Raw genomic sequence first — 21667 nt, forward strand, 5'->3', positions numbered from 1 at the left:
TCGTCGCCACGAACCCCGCTACCAGCGCAACGCCGCCGTGTGCACCGGCGCATCCCACAGGGCGGTCAGCTCCTCGTCCAGACGGAGCACCGTGACCGACGCGCCCTGCATCTCCAGTGATGTCACATAGTTGCCGACGAGGGAGCGGGTGACCTCGACCCCGCGCTCGGAGAGCAACGCGCGTGCCCGACGATAGACGACGTAGAGCTCGGAGGCGGGCGTACCGCCCATGCCGTTGACGAACAGCAGCACCTTCTCACCCGCCGCCAGTGCCAGGTCGTCCGCGACGGCCACCAGCAGCATCTCGGTGATCTCGTCGGCGCTGGCCAGCGGGATGCGCCGACGGCCCGGCTCGCCGTGGATCCCGATGCCGATCTCGATCTCGTCCTCGGGCAGGTCGAAGCTCGGCTTGCCGGCGTGCGGGACGGTGCACGCCGTGAGGGCCACCCCCATCGAGCGGACGTTCGCGATGACCTTCTCGGCGACAGCCACGACCGCGTCGAGGTCGTCGCCGCGCTCGGCGGCCGCGCCGGCGATCTTCTCCACCGCGACCGTGCCGGCCACCCCGCGTCGCCCGGCGGTGTACAAGGAGTCCTCGACCGCGACGTCGTCGTTGACGACGACCGAGCGGACCGTGACACCCTCGACGTCGGCCAGCTCGGCGGCCGTCTCGAAGTTCAGCACGTCGCCCGTGTAGTTCTTCACGATGGCCAGCACCCCGGCGCCGCCGTCGGCCGCCTGGAACGCGGGCGCGATCTGGTCGGGCGTCGGTGAGGTGAACATGGCGCCGGGCACGGCCGCGTCGAGCATGCCCAGGCCCACGAACCCCGCGTGCAGCGGCTCGTGCCCGCTGCCCCCACCACTGACGAGGCCGACCTTGCCCGCACGCGCACCCCCGGCGCGGGCCACGTACAGCGGGTCGGTGTGCACCGCGACGATGTCGGCGTGCGCGAGCCCGAACCCCTCGACGGACTCGGCGACGACGGTCTGCGGGTCGTTGATGAGCTTCTTCACTGTGGCCATCCCTCCTTCGGGCGACCGACCTCCGACGGCTGCCGGTCGTGGCAGGTCAGGGCGGGTCGGGGCGTGCACGCACCGACGTCACTCACCTTCACGGGACCCCTTGCGGGCCGCAAGCCGAGGGCGTGCACGGGCGCTGCACGTTCGTGCAGCGCCCGTCGCGCACCCGGCCGGACGTCCGTGCCGGTCAGCCGCGCCCCAGCAGCACCCGGGCGTCGGCGACGAGCACGATCGAACCGGTCACGAGCACGCCGGCACCACGGTCCGCCTCGCTCTCCGCCCGCTGCACCGCCATGTCGATCGCGTCGTCGAGGCGCGCCGCCACGTGCACACGGTCCTCGCCGAACACGTCGATCGCGACGTCCGCGAGGTCGTCCACGTCCATCGCCCGCGGCGAGGACATGCCGGTGACCACGACCTCGGCCAGCAACGGCTCCAGCGCGGCCAGGATCCCCTCGGGGTCCTTGTCGGCCATGATGCCCACCACGCCGACCAGCCGCACGAAGCCGAAGGCCTCCTCGACCGCCGCCGCGAGCGCCTGCGCACCCGCCGGGTTGTGCGCCGCGTCGACCAGCACGGTCGGGCTGGTGCGCACGATCTCCAGGCGCCCCGGGGAGTCGACGTCCGCGAAGGCCGCACCGACGACGTCACCGTCGAGCGCCGCACCACCCGTCAGCAGTGCCTCGACGGCCGCCAGGGCCAGCAGCGCGTTGTGCGCCTGGTGCTCGCCGTGCAGCGGGACGAACACGTCCTGGTAGATGCCGCCGAGCCCCCGCAGGGTCAGCATCTGGCCGCCGACCGCGACCTGGCGTTCGAGGACCTCCAGCTCGACGTCCTCACGCACCACCCGGGCACCGTGCTCGGCGGCCGCGGCCAGCACGACCCCTTCGACGTCCTCGTGCTGGTGGGCCAGCACCAGCGTGGCGCCGTCCTTGACGATGCCCGACTTCTCCGAGGCGATCTCCACGAGCGTGGACCCGAGGTACCGCTCGTGGTCCATCGCGATGGGGGTGATGATCGCGACCTCGCCGTCGGCCACGTTCGTCGAGTCCCACGTGCCGCCGAGCCCGACCTCGATGATCGCCACGTCGACCGGGGCATCCGCGAAGGCCGCGAACGCCATCACCGTGAACACCTCGAAGAACGACAGCTGCGGCTGCCCGGCCTGCGCCGAGCGCGTGTCGACCAGGTGCACGTACGGGGCGACGTCCTGCCACACCTCGACGAACCGCTCGTCGGAGATCGGCTCGCCGTCGATCGCGATGCGCTCGGTGACCCGCGTCAGGTGCGGGCTGGTGAACCGCCCCGTGCGCAGCCCGTGCTCACGCACCAGCCGCTCGACCATGCGCGAGGTCGACGTCTTGCCGTTGGTGCCCGTGACGTGCACCACCCGGAACGCCCGCTGCGGGTCGCCCAGCAGCTCGCACACGGCGCGGACGCGATCCAGCGTCGGGTCGATGTCGTGCTCGGGGGAACGCCGCAGGATCGCCGCGTACACCTCGTCGGCGGCCTCGCGGGCGGCGCGTGCCGCCTCGTCGCGCTGGTGCTCCGGACCGGTGCGGCTCATGCGTCCACCTTCTCGACCGAGACGGCCAGCTCCGGGGTCGGCGAGACCTCGACGACCACGCGGGTGGCCAGCGTCTCGCGCCCGATGAACTCCTGGTGCTCCTCGACGTCCGCGACGTGATCACGCGGCACGTCCAGCGAGAGCACGATGCGGTCCCCGACCTGCAGGCCGGCCGCCTTGCGGGCGTCCTGCACGGCACGCACGACGTCGCGCGCGTAGCCCTCGGCGAGCAGCGCGTCGTCCAGCGCGAGGTCGAGCACGACGAACCCGCCGCCGGGCAGCACCGCGGCAGCCGCGGCCGGACCCTGGGCGGGGTCCTCGGCCTGGTCACCGGCCAGCACCACGGTGGTGAGCTCGTACTCGGCCGGCTCGAGCGGCACGTCGCCCTCGTCGGTGGCCACCACGACACCGCCGAGCGTGTCCGTGCGCCACGCGCCGGCGCGCGCCGCCTTGATGACGGCCTGCACGCCGCGACCCAGTCGCGGGCCGGCGGCGCGGGCGTTGACCGCCAGCCGCTGCGCGATGCCGAACCGTTCGGCCACCCCGGCATCGGCTGCCACCAGCTGCACCTGCTTGACGTTCAGCTCGCTGGCCAGCAGCGCCGAGTACGGCGTCAGCGCATCCGGGTCGTCGACCGCGACCGTGAGGGTCCGCAGAGGCTGACGGACGCGCTGCCCGTGCGCCTTGCGCAGGCCGAGCGCGCTGGAGGTGACCGAGCGCACCTGGTCCATCGCGGCGACCAGGGCGTCGTCGGCCACCAGGGCGCCCTCGCCGGGCACCGGCCAGTCGGCCAGGTGCACGCTGCGCCCACCGGTCAGACCACGCCAGACCTCCTCGGTGACCATCGGCGCCAGCGGGGCCATGACACGCGTGAGCACCTCGAGCGAGGTCCACAGGGTGTCGAACGCGTCGGCGTCCTCGGCCCAGAAGCGGTCCCGCTGGGTGCGCACGTACCAGTTGGTCAGCACGTCCAGGTGGTCGCGTACGACCTCGCAGGCCGCGGCGATGTCGTACGCGTCCAGGTGGGCCTGGGCCGCGACGACCATGTCGTGCGTGCGGGCCAGCAGGTACCGGTCGAGGGCCGGCAGCCCCGCGACCCGGTCGGCGTCCACCGCACGGGCCGTGTACCCGGCACCGTCGGCTGCCGCGCCGGCGTACAGCGTGAAGAAGTAGTAGGTGCTCCACAACGGCAGCAGCACCTGGCGCACACCGTCCCGGATGCCCTCCTCCGCCACGACCAGGTTGCCGCCACGCAGCACGGGTGAGCCCATGAGCGACCAGCGCACCGCGTCCGAGCCGTACTTGTCGAACATCTCCAACGGGTCGGGGTAGTTGCGCAGCGACTTGGAGGCCTTGCGGCCGTCGTCACCCAGCACGATGCCGTGGCTCACGCACGAGCGGAACGCCGGCCGGTCGAACAGGGCCGTGGCCAGCACGTGCAGCGTGTAGAACCAGCCGCGGGTCTGCCCGATGTACTCCACGATGAAGTCGCCCGGGTAGTGGTGCTCGAACCAGTCGGCGTTCTCGAACGGGTAGTGCACCTGCGCGAACGGCATCGAACCCGAGTCGAACCACACGTCGAGCACGTCCGGGATGCGTCGCATGGTCGCGGCCCCGGTCGGGTCGTCCGGGTTGGGGCGCGTCAGGTCGTCGATGAACGGCCGGTGCAGGTCGGGCTCACCGTTCTCGTTGAGCGGCAGCCGCCCGAAGTCCGCCTGCAGCTCGTCCAGCGAGCCGTACACATCGATGCGCGGGTACGCCGGGTCGTCGGACACCCACACCGGGATCGGGGTGCCCCAGTACCGGTTGCGGCTGATCGACCAGTCGCGCGCGTTGGACAGCCACTTGCCGAACTGGCCGTCCTTGATGTGCTCGGGCGTCCAGTCGATCTGCTGGTTCAGCTCGACCATGCGGTCGCGGAACTCGCTGACCCGCACGAACCACGACGAGACGGCCTTGTAGATCAGGGGGTTCCGGCAGCGCCAGCAGTGCGGGTAGGAGTGCTCGTACGTCTCGTGCCGGACCAGCACGGCACGGGTGCCGGCGGGCACACGCGCCAGCGGACCGGTGCCGGCCTTGAGGTCGGCGATGACGGCCTTGTTCGCGTCGAACACCTGCTGCCCGGCGTAGTCGGGCACCTCGGCGGTGAACCGGCCCTTGGCGTCGACCGGCACGACCGGCGTGATGCCGACCGCGTCGCACGCGAGCATGTCGTCCTCACCGAACGCGGGCGCCATGTGCACGATGCCCGAGCCGTCCTCGGTGGTGACGAAGTCGCCCGCGAGGACCACGTGCGCGTTCGCGTGCCCGGCGAAGTAGTCGAACGGCGGGGTGTAGGAGCGCCCGACCAGGTCGGTGCCCTGCAGACGCGCGACGACCGTCGGCTCGGCACCCAGCTCGCGGGCGTACGCGGCCAGCCGCGCGGCGGCCAGCACGAACCGCTCCCCCGCATGCTGCTCGGCCAGCGGCGAACCGTCCTGCGGCTCGACGACCAGGTACTCGATGTCCGGGCCGACCGCGAGCGCCAGGTTGCTGGGCAGGGTCCACGGCGTGGTGGTCCACAGCAGGGCGAGCTCACCGGTCTCCAGGCGCACGCCGACGGTCAACGCCGGGTCCTGGCGGGAGGCGTAGACGTCGTCGTCCATGCGCAGCTCGTGGTTGGACAGCGGGGTCTCGTCGCGCCAGCAGTACGGCAGCACGCGGTAGCCCTCGTAGGCCAGCCCCTTGTCGTACAGGCGCTTGAACGCCCACAGGACCGACTCCATGAACGTGATGTCGAGGGTCTTGTAGTCGTTCTCGAAGTCGACCCAGCGCGCCTGCCGGGTGACGTAGCCCTGCCACTCGCCCGTGTAGCGCAGCACCGACTCGCGGCACGCGGCGTTGAACGCGGCGATGCCCATCTCCTCGATCTGCGACTTGTCGGTGATGCCCAGGATCCGCTCGGCCTCGAGCTCGGCGGGCAGACCGTGGGTGTCCCAGCCGAACCGGCGCTCGACACGGCGCCCGCGCATGGTCTGGTAGCGCGGCACGACGTCCTTGACGTAGCCCGTGAGCAGGTGACCGTAGTGCGGCAGACCGTTGGCGAACGGCGGGCCGTCGTAGAACACGAACTCGTTGGCGCCGTGCTCACCGGCGTCGCGCGCCTGCACGGAGGCCGCGAACGTGCCGTCGGCCTCCCAGTGCGCGAGCACGTCGCGCTCCAGCGCGGGCAGGTCGGGCGAGGCGGGGACGGTGATCGGGCTGGCGGGCCCGGCGGAGCCGGACGAGCGGTGCAGCGGGTAGGCCACGCGGGACGCTCCTGTGATCGGCACCCGAGGGTGCGCAACGGCACGGGACCGCGAGGACGACGGGCCCGGACGTCCGGGACCACCGCGGTACCACCCCGCTTGCCACTCACCCCTGACGGGGTGATCGACCACTCTGCGACGGCTGTGACGGGCCTGCCCCGTCCGGTTCTACTGGGGGCGCCCGGGGGTGCCCTGTTCTTCCGGAGGCTCACCGGTGATGGCCGGGTCGACGCCTGTGCGCACCATGCTAGTCGAGGCGCCCGCCGGGGTACGCGAGCAGCGCGGCAACCTGCACCAACGGGGCGTTCCAGTTGATCGTCAGCTCGTTGACGGACCACGCGCCGATGTCGTCCACGAAGCAGCGCTGCGCGGGCAGCCCGCCGACGGCCGCGGCAGCGACCTCGTCCTGCGTGGAGGAGTTCGGGCCGCCGCTGAGCGTGCCGGGGGGAGGGTCGGGCAGCGTCGGGTCGAGCTGGCCGGCGTACCAGCGGCTGTGCTGGTGGTGGACCCACCGCGTGCCGTACCCCGTCACGTACGACAGCCCCAGCGCGTTGCGCCCCAGCAGGTACCCGAGGCCGGTGGCCGCTCCGTGCACGAACCGGTCCTCGCCGCTGACGTCGGCGGCGGCCAGCAGCACCGTGAGCAGGTTGAGCACCAGGCCGTTGGAGCCCCAGTCGTAGCGCCCGTCGCGCGGGGCGTACGGCGTGCCGAACGGCTGGGCGGCCTGCGTGTCCAGCAGCTCCTGCGCCGCCTCGACGACACCGGCGCGCACCTGCTCGCGCTCGGGCAGGGCGCTCGGCACCGTGGCCAGGTCCAGACGGGCCAGCGCGGCGAGGTCCTTCCAGTCGTGGCCCTCGGGGACGAAGACCGGCTCTGCGCCCTCGACATGGCACGCGTTGGCGCGAAGGTCCGCCAGGTAGGGGGCCTCCCCCGTGCTCAGGTAGAGCTCGGCGGCCGCCCAGTACCACTCGTCGTCCAGGTGCATGTCGTCGTACGGTCCACCGCCGAAGTCGGCCACGACGTTCGTGTCGGGGGCCAGCAGCACCGGCTGGGTGAGCGCCGCGGCATACGCCTGACGCGCCGCGGTCAGCAGCACCGACGCGAACGCCTCGTCGTTCCCGGCCAGCACCCGGGCGCCCTGCGCGGCCGCCGCCGCCAGGTTGAGGGTGGCGGCCGTCGAGGGGCGGTGCAGGTAGCGGCGCTGCGGGTCGAGGTGCGGCAGCGTGGGCAGGGGCGTCCACGACTCGTCGTGCACCTTGTGGTGCACCAGCCCGGCGTACCGGGACCCGGCGGGCACGCGCATGCGCAGCATCCACTCCAGCTCCCAGCGGGCCTCCTCGCGCAGGGCCCGCAAGAGCTCGGAGTCCACGGTGGCCCCGGCCGCCGACCGGGCCACCAGGCGCTCGTGGGTGCCGAGCAGCTGGGCGACGGCGATCCCGGCGTTGACGACGTACTTGCCCTGGTCGCCCGCGTCGTACCAGCCGCCGCTCACGTCGAGCACGTGCTCGTCGGTCCAGCCCTGGTACAGGTCGACGCCGTCGGCCGTCACCGCGCGCCCGGCGGGCAGGCAGGCCACGCGGGTGTCACCACCGTGCGCGCAGCCGGCCGTGTGCCCGGCGGGCCGCACGTACGCCGGTCCGGCCACGTCGGGGCCGATCTCGGTGCCCGAGCGCTGCAGGTGGAAGAACCGCAGAGCGTCGGCCGCGAGCGGGGCGTGCAGGTCGGCCGCGACGCGGAACGGGTGGCTCGTGACCCCGTCGGCGACGAGCGTGTAGCCCTCCCCCGGTGCGAGCGGGCCGACGTCCAGCGTGTGCACGTCGAGCCCCGCCGAGTCGTCCCACCCCCCGGGGGTGGAGACACCCGCGGCCACCGGGCGCCCAGCCTGCTCCAGCCGCCACGCCACGGGTTCGACGGCTTGCGTCACCAGGGTCGCGGAGAACGGGACGCCGGGCAGCTGCCCGACCTGGTCGAGGTGCACGCGAGGGTCGCTCGGCTTCGAGGTCACGGCGACCACCCTAGGAGCCGCACGCCCGGCACGAGCCGGGAACGGCGCCACGAATGGCGGTCGGAGCCTTGCGGCTCAGGCAGTGACGCGCTGCACAGGAGGCTGGTCGGACCACGGGAACGTGATCCACCGGTCCGTGCGGCGCCACACGTAGTCCGGGTTCACGATCGAGTGCGGCTTGGCATACAGCACCGCGGTGCGCGCCTCGGCGCAGTGCGCCGTCATCAGCCGCTGCACCAGGGCCAAGGTCTCGCCCGTGTCGGCGACGTCGTCGACGACGAGCAGCCGCAGACCGGCCAGGGCGTCGGTGTCCAGCAACGGCGGCAGCACCACGGGGTCGGGCAGACGCTCGTCGACACCCGTGTAGAACTCCACGTTGAGCGTGCCGACCGCCTTGGTGCCCAGCGCGTACGAGATCGCCCCACCCGGCAGCAGACCGCCGCGGGCGACGGCCACCACGAGGTCAGGCTCGAACCCGGAGTCGACGACGGACTGCGCCAGCGCCCTGCTGGCGGTGCCGAACAGCTCCCAGTCGAGGATCTCGCGGTCGTCGGGCAGTTGCTGGCCGGGGGCCGCCTCAGTCGTCGCCATGAGCGCAGGGTACGGGCCGAACATGACCCCCGAGTGACAGCGCCGGGGAACGGGCGCCTCGCCCGCCGACGGCCGGCTGCCGTGCCGCTCCCGTGCGACGCCCGGCAGGCACGGAGTCGGTCAGACTGGGGCGGTGACCGTCCCGCCGCGCCCCCTCGTCCTGCTCGACCTCGACGGCACGCTGATGGACTCCGCACCGGGGATCGTCGCCTCGGCCGCGCACGCGTACCGCGCGCTGGGGCTTCCGGTACCGGACTCCGCCACGCTGCGCTCGTTCGTCGGGCCACCGATCACCGACTCGTTCACCAGCCACGGGGTGCCGCGTGCGCGGCTGCACGAGGCCGTCACGGCCTACCGGTCCGACTACTCCGCCGGGCGCCTGTTCGACGCCCACGTGTTCCCGGGACTCCCCCAGGCGTTGACCGAGCTGCGGGCGGCCGGCTGCACGCTGGTGGTCGCCACCTCGAAACCCACCGCGTACGCCCGGCCGGTGTGCGACCGGTTCGCCCTGACCGCGCTGGTCGACGCCGTGCAGGGTGCACCGCTCGACGAGTCGACCTCCACCAAGGCCCTGGTGATCGCCGAGGCGCTCGCGGGCCTGGGCGCGGACCGCGTCCCGGCGACGGACGCGATCGTCATGGTCGGTGACCGCTCGCACGACGTGCACGGCGCCGCCGAGCACGGCATCCGCACCGTCGGGGTCTCGTGGGGGTACGCGGCGCCGGGCGAGCTGGCCGCAGCGGGCGCGACCGCCGTGGTCGACGACACCGCGTCGCTGGTCGCCACGGTGCTCGGCCTGCTGGGACCGCACAGGAGTCGCCGAGCGGACCGGAGGTGACCGCCCGACAGGCTTGACCTTGACGTCACGTCAACTCCTAGCGTCGAATCGTCCACCCAGAACGGGTGGGCCGTCCCTCGCTCTGGCGCCACTGGACGCCACTGTGCGCCTCTGCACCGGAGTACGGACGGACACGACCGGGCCAGGAGGTGTGCACGCATGGAGGCCTCGATCCAGGAGGTCGCCCGACTGGTCGGGACGACCAGCCGCACGCTGCGTCACTACGACGCCGTGGGACTGCTGCCGCCCAGCCGCGTGGGGCACGGCGGGTACCGCTGGTACGACCAGGACGCCCTGGTCCGGCTCCAGCGGATCCTGCTGCTGCGCGACCTCGGTCTGGGCCTGCCCGCGATCCGGCGGGTGCTGGACGACGGGCAGGACGAGGCCGAGGCGCTGCGCCACCACCTGCGCCAGCTGCACGCCGAGCAGGCCCGGCTGACCCGGCAGGTCGCGTCCGTCGAACGGACGATCGCCGCACGAGAGGAAGGGGCAGCGCTGATGCCCGAGCAGATGTTCGACGGGTTCGACCACACGCAGCACGAGCAGGAGGTCACCGAGCGGTGGGGCGCCGAGGCGTACCGGGCCGGCGACCGCTGGTGGCAGGGCATGGACGAGGCCGAGCGCACCGCGTGGACGGCGCGTGCCGCGACGCTCACGCAGGACTGGACCGCTGCGGCCCGCGCCGGCACCGCACCGGACGACGACGTCGCCCAGAGGCTGGCCGCCCGGCACGTGGCCTGGCTCGGGTCGATCCCGGGCACCCCCGGCCACGGCACGGCACCCGTCAAGGACTACGTGCTGGGGCTGGCCGAGATGTACGTGACCGACCCGCGGTTCGCCGCGACCTACGACGGGGAGAAGGGCGCCACGTTCGTGCGCGACAGCCTGCGCGTGTACGCCGAGCGGGAGCTGTGACGCTCGCCTGACGCGCCCGGCGGGCAGGCCCGTCGCGACGACCAGTACGGTCGCCGCGACGGGTCGCTCGCCCGGGTTCTCAGAGCTCGACGTCGACCAGCAGCCCGGACTGCACGGCGCCCGCGAGGTCCTCGTAGGACACCCCGGCGTCGTCGAGCAGGTCCAGCAGCGACGTGCCCGACTGCAGCTCGCCGAGCAGCGACTGGGAGTCCGTGCCCAGCAGGTCGGCCAACGCGTCGAAGGTGGTCTGCTGCTCGGTGGTGAGCTCACCGGTCAGCGCCCCGCCCGACGGGGGCGGCGGCGGAGGTCCCGCCGGCCCGCGACCGGCGCCCGTGCCCTCCACGAGCGAGGTGACGAACGACTCCACGTCTCCCGTCGCGGTGATCGCCTCGGGTGCGTCGGCGACCAACGCCGCGACGAGGTCGTCCTTCGACACACCCTGCTCCTGCGCCAGCTCGGCCAGCGTCTGCCCCTGGTCGAGCGCGGCCATGACCTGGTCCGTGGACAGCCCCAGCGTCTCGGCGGCGGTCTCGATGTGCCCCGGGACCCCGCCGCCACGGCTCACGCCGGACGTCGAGGAGCCGGTCGTCGCCGCGAGGTACGCGGACGACGTCGTGCCGGTGACGGCACCGATGCTCATGGTCGTTCCTTCCTGTCGGTTGTGCGGTCGCCCGGCCCATCGGGCGTCCCGCCGACCGCAAGAGGCGTCTGACCTGCTTTGACAGGCAATCGACAGGCTGGGCACAGACACGCCGTGATTCCTGTGAATCCGGCGCACCGCACCGGGCCACGCCGCCCGGGCCGACCGCCCGGAAGGTCGGGCTCGGCGCCCTGGTGCCCGGGCGGGGCCCCCGACGAACCTGACGAGGCACCGCACCACCCCCACGAGCACCAGGAGCACCGCATGACCAGCCACACCGTCGACACCACGACCCTGCGCACCACCCGTCCCTCCCGCTCCTCGACGAGCCGCGCGTGGGCCTGGACGGGGGTCGCCGCCGGGGCTCTCGGCATCGCCTCGATCCAGTCGTCCCTGGCCGCCTCGGTGGACTGGGAGGCCACGGCGGGCGACGCCGGGGCGATCGTCGCGGACGCCGCCGGCAAGCAGGGCGCGTTCCTGGCGTTCCACGTCACGACCACGCTGTGCCTGCTCCTGCTGCCCGTGTTCGCGCTCGGGCTCGCCCGCCGGCTCGACCAGCAGGCACCGGTCGGTTCCCTGCTCGGCAAGCTCGCCGCCTGGGGCCTGGGGCTCGTCTCGGCGGCGCTGCTGCTCGGCAGCGGGCTGGACACCCAGTTCCTGTTCGGGCTGAGCGACACGAGCATGCTGGTTCCCGAGTCCGGCGCGTTCTACACCGACTGGGTCGCCACCATCCCGTGGCTGTGGCTCGGCGCGGGGCTGTCAGGCCTGGCTCTGGCCGTCGCAGCACTGCGTCACGCCGCCGCACCGCGCTGGATCGGTGTGGTCAGCCTCGTGCTGGGCGCCCTGACGTGCCTGGCGGGCATCTCGCCCTTCCAGTACATGGCGGGCTTCACCGGACCACTGTGGCTGCTGGTCGTCGCGCTCGGCTTCGCCCTGGGCGACCGCCGCTGACCATCTGGCCCCACCGGACGGGCGGACCGGGTGAGACGTCGAACTCACCCGGTTCGCCCCTCTTCGTCCCGCTCTGCGCCCTCTACCGTGACCGCATGGGACAGGGGGCCACCCGCAGCGTCGGCGCACCGCGCGCCGCCGCGGCCGTCGCCCTGGTCGCATGGACGCTCGCGGTCGCAGCGGTCGTGGTCCGCGTCGCGGCACGGGTGCCGTTCGAGGGCGACCTGCTCTTCTTCGTGGTCGACGCCACCGCGGCGCTCGTGCAGGGCGCCGTCGCGGCCGTCGTCCTGGCCCGTCGTGCGCACCCCGTGGGCTGGCTCGTGGCGGTGATGGCGGTGGGCTGCGGCGCCTCGGCCGTGGGTGGGGCCTGGTCGGCGTACAGGATCTCCCACCCGCTCGTGCCCGCCGCGGAACCCGTCGCCGCGCTGTACGGCTGGGCCTGGGTGCCCGGCACGCTGGCGCTGTTCCTGGTGGTCCCGTGGCTCGTGCGCGAAGGCCGCCTGCCACCGGTCGCGCGCACCGGCGCGACCGCCGGCGGGGTGCTCGCCGCCGCGATGACCGCGCAACAGCTGCTCGCACCGCAGCGCGACAACACCGGCCTGCTGGCCGCGGCGGTGGTGCTGGGGCTGCTGACCGCCGCCGCCACCGCCTGGCGCCACCGTCACGGGTCACTCGAGGAACGTCCCGGCCTGGGCCTGCTCGCCCTGGGCACCGCACTCATGGCGGCCTCGTTCATCCCGCTGCTGTTCCTGCGCACCGCCCCCGACCTGATGATGGCGGTGCCCTTGACCCATCTGGCGTGCCAGGTGCTGTTCCCCGTGGCCCTGCTGGTCACCGTGCTGCGCAACCGCCTGTGGGGCATCGACCTGGCCGTCAGCCGCGCGTCGATCCTGGCCCTGCTCACCCTCGGGCTGGTGGTCGTGTACGCAGCCGTGACCCTGGCCGTCACCGCACTGGTCGGCAACGACGCCGTGGCCCGGGCGGCCGCCGCGGTCGGGGTCGTGCTCGCGGTCCAGCCGGCCCGCACCCGCCTGGACCGGCAGGTCCGTCGCCTGGTGTACGGCGAGGCCGCCAACCCCGGCCACGCCGCCCTGCTCGTCGGTGCGCACCTGTCCGCCGCCGACGACTCCGACGCGCTGCTGCGCACGCTGGCGGCCGGCGTCGGCGAGTCGCTGCGGCTGGAGTCGGTGACGCTCGCCCCGGCCGACGGGGCACTCGCACCGGTCACGTGGGGGCGGGCGACGTCGGTGCCGTACGAACGCCGACTGGAGCGCGGCGGCCGCGTCGTGGGCACGTTGACCTTCACCGGACGCCCCGGGGAACGGCTCGACTCCCGCAGCGCGACCGCCGTGGACGGCCTGCTGCCCGTGGTCAGCGCGGGGATGGCGCTCACGGCGGGGGCGCACGCGCTCGCGCGGGCACGCGACACCGCGACCCGGGCCCGGCTCGCCGAACGGCAGCTGATCCGCCGCGAGCTGCACGACGGCATCGGCCCGTGGCTGACCGGGCTCGGGCTCGGCCTGCAGGCGGCACGCAACACGCTCGGACGGGACCCGTCGGCCACGGCCGTCCTGCTCGGCGAGCTGCAGGCCGAGGTCGACCAGCGGGTGCAGGACGTGCGCCTGCTCTCCCGCAGCCTGCTGCCGCCGGTGCTCGACGAGCACGGTCTGGCTGCCGCGCTGGAGGACCTCGCGCAGCGCACCGACCACGGGTTCGGCGTGCACCTGGACATCGACGACGTGCGTACCTACGAGGAGAGCCGGCAGCTGGACGCCCGCGTGGCCGCCGCGGCGTACGCGATCGTCGCGGAGTCGGTCGTCAACGCCGGCCGGCACAGCGGCGCCGACGGATGCCGGGTGAGCGTGCGGATCGAGGCGGGCCCGGGCGTCCCGCCCGAGGCGTGGCTGGCCGTGAGCTGCCTCGACGACGGCGTGGGCGTGCCACCGGACGCGACGACGGGCGTGGGCACCCGGTCACTCCGGGAGAGGGCCGAGGAGCTGGGCGGTGCCGTCGAGATCGTCCCCGGACCGACCGGGCGCGGCACGCTCGTGCGCGCTCGCGTGCCGCTGAGCCCGGAGCCGACGGTATGAGCGGCGGGCCGGTGCGTGTCGTCGTGGTCGACGACCACCCGGTGTTCCGCCTGGGCATGGCAGCCCTGCTCGACTCGCTCGACGGCATCGAGGTCACCGGCCAGGCAGCCGGTGCCGGCGCAGCACGTGCGCTGCTCACCTCCGGGGTCCGGGCGGACGTGGTGCTGATGGACCTGGACCTGGGTGACGGCTCGGGTGTCGACGTCACGCGCGAGATCCTGCGCGAACGCCCCGACCTGAGGGTGCTGGTCGTCACGATGCACGAGGACGAGGACACCGTGGTGGCCGCCGTGCGCGCCGGCGCCCGCGGCTACCTGGTGAAGTCCGCGCCGCCGGACGCGGTCGAGCGGGCTGTCCGTGCCGTGGCCGCAGGAGAGATGATCCTGGCCCCTGCCGTGGCCGAGCGTGCCCTGGCGTACGTGCTGGGCGGACGGGCCGCCGTGCGCGTGCCGTTCCCTCGGCTGACCGACCGCGAGCGCGAGGTGCTCGACCTGGTCGCCGCCGGCCTGGACAACCTCGCCGTCTCCCGGCGTCTGCACCTGAGCCCGAAGACCGTGCGCAACCACGTGGCGAACGTGCTCACCAAGCTCGAGGTGTCCGACCGGTCCGCACTGATCGTCCGGGCACGCGAGGAAGGCCTGGGTGGTGGGTCGCGCTGACGGCCCACCACCGGGCCCGCCGCTCACACGCCCGTGCGGGCGATCTTCGTGTTGTGCGCCTGGGCGCGGGGCCGGACGATCAGCAGGTCGACGTTCACGTGCGCGGGGCGCGTGAGGGTCCAGGTGATCGTGTCGGCGATGTCGTCGGCGACGAGCGGCTGGTAGCCCTCGTAGACCTTGGCGGCTCGCTCGGCGTCACCGTCGAACCGCACCAGCGAGAACTCCTCGGTGGCGACGTTGCCGGGCGAGATCTCGATGACCCGCAGCGGCTCGCCGACCAGCTCCCAGCGCAGCGTCTGGGTGAGCATGCGCTCGGCGTGCTTGACACCGGTGTACCCCGCACCGCCCTCGTAGGTGCCGTGGGCGGCCGTCGAGGTGACGATGAGGATGTCGCCGGCACCCGAGGCGCGCAGCAGCGGCAGCACGGCCTGGGTGACGCGCAGCGTGCCCAGCACGTTCAGCTCGTACATGCGTCGCCACAGCTCGAGGTCGGCGTCGGCGACGGGCTCCAGGCCCAGTGCGCCACCGGCGTTGTTGACGACGGCGTCCAGACCGCCCGTGGCGCCCAGGTACGCGGCGAGCCGCTCGATGTCCTCGGCGACGGTGATGTCGGCGACGAACGCCTCCGCACCGGTCTCCTCGGCGAGCGCGGCGAGGCGGTCGGCGCGACGGGCCAGGGCCACGACGTCCCACCCCTCGGCCCGCAGGCGGCGCACGGTGGCCGCACCGATGCCGGACGAGGCCCCGGTGACGAGGGCACGGCGGGGGCGCGGGGTCGCGGGTGCGGCCAGCTCGGGCTGCGGATCGGCGGTGGGCATGCGGGACTCTCCAGACGGGTGGTGGGACGGGCGCGGCGCCCCCGGGCGGACCGGGGGTGCCGTCGTGGCGGGGTCAGAGGGCGGCGGCGACCTCGTCGAGCACGGTACCGAGGACCTCGAGCCCGAGGGCGGCCTCGTCCGGTGTGACGATGCACGGCGGGACGACGTGCACGCGGTTGTCGGCGACGAACGGCAGCACGTCGTGCGCGAGCATGCCGGCCTTGATGCGCCCCATGACGGCCGGGCTCACGGGGGTGCGGGTCTCCTGGTCGGCGACCAGCTCGACGGCCCAGAAGACCCCCAGGCCGCGCACCTCGCCGACCAGCGGGTTGCGCTGGGCGATCGCGGCCAGGCCCGGGCCGAGCACGTCCGTGCCGATCGTGGCCGCGTTCTCGACGACCTTCTCCTCGGTCATGGCGTCGAGCGTGGCGACGATCGCGGCCATGGCCAGGGGGTGCCCGGAGTAGGTCAGACCGCCGGGGAACACGCGGTCGTCGAAGGTCGTGGCGATCGGCTCGGAGATCATCACGCCGCCGGCGGGCACGTACCCGGAGTTGACGCCCTTGGCGAACGTCACGAGGTCCGGGCGCACGTCGTAGTGGTCCAGGGCGAGCCACGCACCCGTGCGGCCGAACCCGGCCATGACCTCGTCGAGGATCAGCACGATGCCGTACCGGTCGGCCAGGGCGCGCACACCCGGCAGGTACCCGGGCGGAGGCACGAGCACGCCGGCGGTGCCCGGGATCGTCTCGAGCAGGATCGCGGCGACGGTGTCGGGGCCCTCGACCTGCAGGATGCGCTCGAGGTGGTGCAGCGCGCGCTCGCACTCCTCCTCGGGCGTGCTCGCCCAGAACTCCGTGCGGTACAGGTACGGGCCGAACACGTGCAGGTGGCCGCGCGCGTACTCGTTGGGCAGGCGACGCCAGTCGCCCGTGGCCACCACGGCGGCCCCCGTGTTGCCGTGGTACGAGCGGTACGCGGAGACGACCTTGTCGCGGCCGGTGTGCAGGCGGGCCATCCGGATGGCGTTCTCGTTGGCGTCGGCGCCGGCGTTGGTGAAGAAGATCTTGGAGAACCCGTCGGGGGCGTGCGCGAGGATGCGCTCGGCGGCCTCTCCGCGGGTCCGGTTCGCCGTGGCCGGCGCGATCGTGGTCAGGACCGCGGCCTGCTCCTGGATCGCGGCCACCACCTTCGGGTGCTGGTGGCCGATGTTCGTGTTGACCAGCTGCGAGGAGAAGTCGAGGTAGCGCCGCCCGGACTCGTCCCAGACGTGGCTGCCGGACCCGCCGGCCACGGCCATCGGGTTCAGGTGGGCCTGCGCGGACCACGAGTGGAACACGTGCGCGCGGTCGAGCTGCAGGGTGGTGCCGTCCTCGTGGCTGCTCATGGAGCCTTCTCCTCGGTGTGCGTGCTGTTCAGGGGACTGTCTCGCCGGTGCGGTGCGGCGGGCGCGAGGCACGCCGCACCGCACCGGCGCGGCGATCAGTTCCCGCCCTCGGCGAGGGTGACGTCGATCGGTGCCCAGTCGGCGCCGACGACGTCGACGCCCTCGTCCGTGAGCTCCGCGAGGGCCTTCTCGACGTACTCGGTCGTGAAGGCCGACTCCGGCGGCTCCTGGGTGATGATCGTCGCCCCGGTCTCGTTGTGCGTCTCGAGCGCGAGGGCGACCGTGCTGGCCCACGCGTCGGGGTCGACCAGGCCGATGCCACCGGTGGTGCTCGGCCAGATCAGCTTGTTGACCTCGTTGGTCATCCACAGCTGGTGGCTGGTGCCCAGGGTGGAGCCGGCGGCCGTGACGATGTCGGCGGCCTCCTGGGCGTTGTCGCGGGCGTACACCCAGCCCTTGATGGAGGCCTTGATGAACTTCACCGTCGTGTCCTGGTAGTCCGTGTCGGACTCCAGGCGCTCCGTGTCCGCCCAGATGGCGTCCTGGAGCATCGCGGTACCCTCCTCGTTCCAGTCGATGACGTTGAAGTCGTCGGCCGTGTACAGCTCGCCGGTCTCCGGGTTCACCGTCTCCAGCAGCTGCGCGTACTCGTTGTACGTCATGGCCTGCGCGGCGTCGATGTCGCCGTTGAGCAGACCCAGCATGTCGAACGCCTGCGTGACCAGCTCGAAGTCGGTGACACCGGCCTTGTTCAGGCCCGCGAACAGCTCCCACTCGTTGCCGTAGCCCCACGAGCCGACCTTCTTGCCTGCCAGGTCGGCGGGCGAGGTGATGCCGGCGTCCTTGAACGAGACCTGCAGCGTCGCGGAACGCTCGAAGATCTGCGCGACGTCGGTGATGTTCGCACCCTGCTCGATCGAGCCGAGCACCTTGGGCACCCACGCGATCGCGTAGTCCACCTCGCCGGCGGCCAGGGCGTCCTGCGGGACGATGTCGCCACCGGACGGCAGGATCTCGACGTCCAGGCCCTCGTCCTCGTAGTAGCCCTGGTCGAGGGCCGCGTAGTAGCCCGCGAACTGGGCCTGCGTCAGCCACTGCAGCTGCAGCTTGACCGGGGTGAGCTCACCGGATCCGTCCTCGGCCGCGGTCGAGTCGGCCTCGTCCGCCTCCGAGCCGCTCGCACAGGCGCTCAGCAGCAGACCTGCTGCCAGACCTGCGGCCACCGCCGCCCCCCAACGCTTCGTGGTCCTCATGTCATCTCCCTTCGCTGGTGGAACTGACCGACGGGCAGCGGGAGCTGCACGCCTCGACCGGCCTGGCGGCGTTGGCAGGCGGACGGGTGCGGGCCGGGCGCCTCATGCGCCGGACCGGCGGGTGACCAGGTGCTCCGCGAGCGCGGTCACCGCGTAGAACAGCAGGCCGACGACGATGCCGCCGAGGACGTACGCCCAGGCCTGCGCGTAGTTGGAGCCGGCGGCGGCGGTCGTGATGAACGAGCCGATGCCGGATCGCGGTCCGCCGAAGTACTCGGCGACGATCGCGGAGATGACGGCGAGCGAGGACGCCATGCGCAGACCGGTGAACACGAACGGCACGGCCGTGGGGATCGTGACGGTGCGTGCGACCTGCTGCGGGGTGGCGGCCAGCGCGCACATGAGGTCGCGGTGCACGGGCAGCACCTGACCGAGCCCGCGCAGCGTGTTGACGTACACGGGTACGAAGACCGCGAGCGCGGCGACGATGACCCGGGCCTGCTCCGAGCTGGCGCCGTACATCGAGTACAGGACCGGGGCGAGCGCGACGATCGGCACGACCGACAGCGCGGTGACGACCGGTGCGGCCAGCAGGTCCAGGAGCCGGAAGGCGGCGGCGACCACTGCGAGCAGGATGGCCAGGAACGACCCCAGGAGCAGCCCGAGCAGCGCGTTGCGGCCGGTGACCAGGGCCGCGGAGGTGATCGGCCCGGCGTAGGTGGAGGCCTCCCCCGCGATGTCCGCGGGCCCGGGCAGCACGAACGGCGGCACGTCTGCGAGCACGACCAGCGCCTGCCAGCCCGCGACGAGGGCGACGAGCAGCACGACGGGCGGCAGCACCTGCCGCGCGAACCCGCGCCCGGTCATCGCAGGTCCACCCCGCGAGCGGCGACCGCACCGCCGTGCAGCGCCTCACGGACGGCGGCGACGGAGGTGAAGAACGCCGTGTCGTTGCGCAGCGCGTCGCCGGTGTCGCCGGCCTCGGCGGGGCTCGACGCGGTGGAGCCGACGGCCGCCGACCGGTCGAGCGTGACGTCGACGATCTCGCGGATGCGGCCCGGTCGCGGGGACATCACCACGACCCGGTTCGAGAGGAACACCGCCTCGGGGATCGAGTGAGTGACGAACACGACGGCGGCCCGGGTCTCCGCGCAGATGCGCAGCAGCTGGGTCTGCAGGTGCTCGCGGGTCATCTCGTCGAGCGCCCCGAAGGGCTCGTCCATCAGCAGCAGGCTCGGCTCCTCGGCCAGCGCGCGGGCGATGGCGACGCGCTGCTGCATGCCCCCCGAGAGCTGGTCGGGGTGGTGGTCGGCGAAGTCGGCCAGGCCGACGAGCTCGAGCAGGTGGTCGGCCCGTTCGCGCCGTCCCGCCTTGCCCGTGCCGGACAGCGCGAGCGGCAGCTCGATGTTGGCCCGGACGGTGCGCCAGGGCAGCAGCCCGGCCTGCTGGAACGCGATGCCGTAGTCGCGGGCGAGCCGCGCCTGCCGGGCCTGGCGACCGAAGACCTCGATGGTGCCCGAGGTCGGGGTGTCCAGGTCGGCCACCAGGCGCAGCAGCGTGGACTTGCCGCAGCCGGAAGGGCCGATGAGGGAGACGAACTCCCCCGAGGCGACGGTCAGGTCGACGTCGCTGAGCGCGTGCACCTCGCTCCCCTTGCCGCCCTGCGCACGGAAGACCCGCGAGACCGCGCTGACCTTGACTGCTGCGGCGCTCATCGAGCCACCTCCACTCGTCGGTAACGTCCCAGGGAGCGGCCGAGCAGGGCGACGAGCCCTGCGGCCAGGAGGCCGAGCGCGACCGCCCCGAAGATCGGGGCCCAGGGCTTGGCGGGGTCGCTGGCGGCGAAGTTGGCGAACTCGAGGATCATCCGGCCGAGCCCACCGGGCATGCCCGTGGCGACCTCGGCGACGACCGTGCCGATCACGGCGTTCGCGGCGGCCAGACGCATCGCCGGGAGAAGGTAGGGCACCGAGGCGGGCAGCCGCAGCCGCACGAGGGTCGCCCACCAGCCCGCGCCGTACGCGGCCATCAGCTCGACGTGGATCGTGTCGGGCGACTGCAGGCCGCGCAGCATCCCGACAGCGACGGGGAAGAACGCCAGGTAGGAGGCGATCACCGCGACCGACATCCACGGCATCCACTCGAACCCGAGCTCGAGCTGGGAGCCCCAGGACCGCACGAGCGGCGCGAGCGCGATCAGTGGCACGGTCTGGGACAGGATCACCAGCGGCAGGACGGCCGACTCGACGACCCGCAGCCGTTGCATCGCCACCGCCAGCAGCACCCCGACCGTCACACCCAGCACCCAGCCCACCGCGGCGATACCCAGGCTCGTCATGCCCGCCTGCACGACCGCGAGCCAGAGCACCACGGCGTCCTTGGCGCCGGAGACCGGTTCGAACAGCCGACCGACCATCTCCCACGTGTGCGGCATGGCCAGGTCGCCCGTGCGCGGCAGCATGCGGGTCTCCCCCAGCGACCAGCCGTCGTCCGGGCCGAGCAGCTTGTACAGCTCCCACAGGGCGGCCAGGGCGAGCGTGGCCGCCACGGCCACGACGACCCGGGAGCGCAGCACCCGGGTGGGCAGCGAGGTGACGGGCTCGCTCATGCGGTCGCCACGACGGCCTCGGCCATCGCCGGGATGATCCGCTCGCCGTACAGACGCATCGTCTCCTCCTTGTTGTCGTGCTGGAGGTACGCGGCGAACTGCGTGACGCCGAGGTCCTGCAGGACCTTGAGCTTCTCGACGTGCTCGCGGGGGCTGCCCAGCAGGCAGAACCGCTCGACGATCTCGTCGGGCACGAACGTGGTGTGCGAGTTCCCCGCACGGCCGTGCTCGTTGTAGTCGTAGCCCTCGCGGTTCTTGATGTAGTCGGTCAGGGCCTTGGGGATCGCCGAGTCGGTGCCGTAGCGCGAGACGATGTCGGCCACGTGGTTGCCGACCATGCCGCCGAACCAGCGGCACTGCTCGCGCATGTGCGCCCGTTCGGCCGGGGAGTCGCCGTCGCCGACGTACGCCGGTGCGGCCACGCAGAACTTGACCTCGTCGGGGTTGCGCCCGGCGGCCTCCGCGGAGTCCCGGACGGCCTTGATCATCCACGAGGCGATGTCCGGGTCGGCCAGCTGCAGGATGAACGCGTCGCCGACCTCACCGGTGAGCTTGAGGGCGAGGGGACCGTAGGCGGCCACCCACACCTCCAGCTCGGAACCCTTGGCCCACGGGAACCGCACGGTGCGCCCGTTGTGCTCCACGGCACGGTCGTTGCCGAGCTCGCGGATCACGTGGATCGAGTCGCGCAGCGTCGACAGGTTCGACGGGCGGCCGTTGAGGGTGCGCACCGCGGAGTCGCCGCGGCCGATGCCGCACACGGTCCGGTTGCCGTACATCTCGTTGAGGGTGGCGAACAGCGAGGCCAGCACGGTCCAGTCGCGCGTGGCCGGGTTGGTGACCATCGGGCCGACGATCACCTTGCGGGTCGCGGCCAGGATCGCCGAGTAGATGACGAACGGCTCCTGCCACAGCAGGTGCGAGTCGAACGTCCACACGTAGTCGAAGCCGTGGGTCTCGGCCTGGCGGGCCAGCTCGACGGTGCGGGATGCCGGGGGGTTCGTCTGCAGGACGACTCCGAAGTCCATGGTGGGGCTC

18 protein-coding genes are annotated in these 21667 nt (G+C 73.0%); 5 read left to right on the forward strand and 13 right to left on the reverse strand.

The window, feature by feature from the left end; all coding sequences use genetic code 11:
- Nucleotides 1-18 precede the first annotated feature (18 nt).
- The 5 genes from dhaK to ACTHAM_RS13655 form a co-directional block, all read right to left on the reverse strand.
- Nucleotides 19-1014 (reverse strand): dihydroxyacetone kinase subunit DhaK, encoded by a 996-nt coding sequence (dhaK, locus tag ACTHAM_RS13635; protein WP_440688469.1) that lies wholly within the window; start codon nt 1012-1014, stop codon nt 19-21.
- A 193-nt stretch (nt 1015-1207) separates the two neighbouring features.
- Nucleotides 1208-2587, reverse strand: a complete 1380-nt coding sequence (locus ACTHAM_RS13640) for a bifunctional folylpolyglutamate synthase/dihydrofolate synthase (protein ID WP_440688355.1) — start codon at nt 2585-2587, stop codon at nt 1208-1210.
- Nucleotides 2584-5874 (reverse strand): isoleucine--tRNA ligase, encoded by a 3291-nt coding sequence (gene ileS / locus ACTHAM_RS13645; RefSeq protein WP_440688357.1) that lies wholly within the window; start codon nt 5872-5874, stop codon nt 2584-2586. Before ileS ends, ACTHAM_RS13640 begins: the two co-directional genes overlap by 4 nt.
- A gap of 247 nt (nt 5875-6121) precedes the next feature.
- Nucleotides 6122-7879, reverse strand: coding sequence for a glycoside hydrolase family 9 protein (locus ACTHAM_RS13650; RefSeq protein ID WP_440688359.1), 1758 nt, complete (start codon nt 7877-7879; stop codon nt 6122-6124).
- Between the two features lie 75 nt (nt 7880-7954).
- A complete protein-coding gene (locus ACTHAM_RS13655; RefSeq protein ID WP_440688361.1) occupies nt 7955-8470 on the reverse strand; it encodes a phosphoribosyltransferase in 516 nt (171 codons plus the stop codon).
- Between the two features lie 133 nt (nt 8471-8603).
- On the opposite strand from ACTHAM_RS13655, the gene ACTHAM_RS13660 reads away from it, so the two are divergent.
- Both ACTHAM_RS13660 and ACTHAM_RS13665 read left to right on the forward strand, forming a co-directional pair.
- On the forward strand, nt 8604-9308 hold the full coding sequence (locus ACTHAM_RS13660) for an HAD hydrolase-like protein (RefSeq protein ID WP_440688363.1): 705 nt from the start codon (nt 8604-8606) through the stop codon (nt 9306-9308).
- A gap of 159 nt (nt 9309-9467) precedes the next feature.
- Nucleotides 9468-10223, forward strand: coding sequence for a MerR family transcriptional regulator (locus ACTHAM_RS13665; protein WP_440688365.1), 756 nt, complete (start codon nt 9468-9470; stop codon nt 10221-10223).
- 79 nt (nt 10224-10302) lie between these two features.
- On the opposite strand, the gene ACTHAM_RS13670 is transcribed toward ACTHAM_RS13665, so the two are convergent.
- Nucleotides 10303-10863, reverse strand: coding sequence for a hypothetical protein (locus ACTHAM_RS13670; protein ID WP_440688367.1), 561 nt, complete (start codon nt 10861-10863; stop codon nt 10303-10305).
- 264 nt (nt 10864-11127) lie between these two features.
- Here ACTHAM_RS13670 and ACTHAM_RS13675 point away from each other — a divergent pair, with 264 nt between their 5' ends.
- The 3 genes from ACTHAM_RS13675 (at nt 11128) to ACTHAM_RS13685 (ending at nt 14563) form a co-directional block, all read left to right on the forward strand.
- Nucleotides 11128-11814: a hypothetical protein gene (locus tag ACTHAM_RS13675; protein WP_440688368.1), complete on the forward strand. Its 687-nt coding sequence runs from the start codon at nt 11128-11130 to the stop codon at nt 11812-11814.
- A 95-nt stretch (nt 11815-11909) separates the two neighbouring features.
- On the forward strand, nt 11910-13904 hold the full coding sequence (locus ACTHAM_RS13680; RefSeq protein WP_440688370.1) for a histidine kinase: 1995 nt from the start codon (nt 11910-11912) through the stop codon (nt 13902-13904).
- On the forward strand, nt 13901-14563 hold the full coding sequence (locus ACTHAM_RS13685) for a response regulator (protein WP_440688372.1): 663 nt from the start codon (nt 13901-13903) through the stop codon (nt 14561-14563). The genes ACTHAM_RS13680 and ACTHAM_RS13685 overlap by 4 nt, the downstream gene beginning before the upstream one ends.
- 23 nt (nt 14564-14586) lie before the next feature.
- Here the strand turns inward: ACTHAM_RS13685 and ACTHAM_RS13690 are convergent, their stop codons facing one another.
- The 7 genes from ACTHAM_RS13690 to ACTHAM_RS13720 all read right to left on the reverse strand — a co-directional run bounded on the left by ACTHAM_RS13690 (nt 14587) and on the right by ACTHAM_RS13720 (nt 21657).
- On the reverse strand, nt 14587-15381 hold the full coding sequence (locus ACTHAM_RS13690) for an SDR family oxidoreductase (protein ID WP_440688374.1): 795 nt from the start codon (nt 15379-15381) through the stop codon (nt 14587-14589).
- 73 nt (nt 15382-15454) lie between these two features.
- Entirely contained in the window at nt 15455-16768 is a 1314-nt protein-coding gene (locus tag ACTHAM_RS13695) for an aspartate aminotransferase family protein (RefSeq protein WP_440688376.1), read from the reverse strand.
- A 95-nt stretch (nt 16769-16863) separates the two neighbouring features.
- The gene (locus ACTHAM_RS13700) at nt 16864-18021 is read right to left on the reverse strand and encodes an ABC transporter substrate-binding protein (RefSeq protein ID WP_440688378.1); all 1158 of its coding nucleotides are present in this window, start codon (nt 18019-18021) and stop codon (nt 16864-16866) included.
- A 102-nt stretch (nt 18022-18123) separates the two neighbouring features.
- Nucleotides 18124-18888 (reverse strand): ABC transporter permease, encoded by a 765-nt coding sequence (locus ACTHAM_RS13705; protein WP_440688380.1) that lies wholly within the window; start codon nt 18886-18888, stop codon nt 18124-18126.
- Nucleotides 18885-19736: an ABC transporter ATP-binding protein gene (locus ACTHAM_RS13710; RefSeq protein WP_440688382.1), complete on the reverse strand. Its 852-nt coding sequence runs from the start codon at nt 19734-19736 to the stop codon at nt 18885-18887. The genes ACTHAM_RS13705 and ACTHAM_RS13710 overlap by 4 nt, the downstream gene beginning before the upstream one ends.
- Complete coding sequence (locus ACTHAM_RS13715; protein WP_440688384.1) at nt 19733-20629, reverse strand: ABC transporter permease; 897 nt, start codon at nt 20627-20629, stop codon at nt 19733-19735. Before ACTHAM_RS13715 ends, ACTHAM_RS13710 begins: the two co-directional genes overlap by 4 nt.
- Nucleotides 20626-21657, reverse strand: a complete 1032-nt coding sequence (locus ACTHAM_RS13720) for a TIGR03842 family LLM class F420-dependent oxidoreductase (protein ID WP_440688386.1) — start codon at nt 21655-21657, stop codon at nt 20626-20628. The genes ACTHAM_RS13715 and ACTHAM_RS13720 overlap by 4 nt, the downstream gene beginning before the upstream one ends.
- Nucleotides 21658-21667 lie beyond the last annotated feature (10 nt).

It is taken from the genome of Cellulomonas soli (assembly GCF_052036975.1).
Classification (GTDB): Bacteria; Actinomycetota; Actinomycetes; order Actinomycetales; family Cellulomonadaceae; genus Cellulomonas; species Cellulomonas soli_A.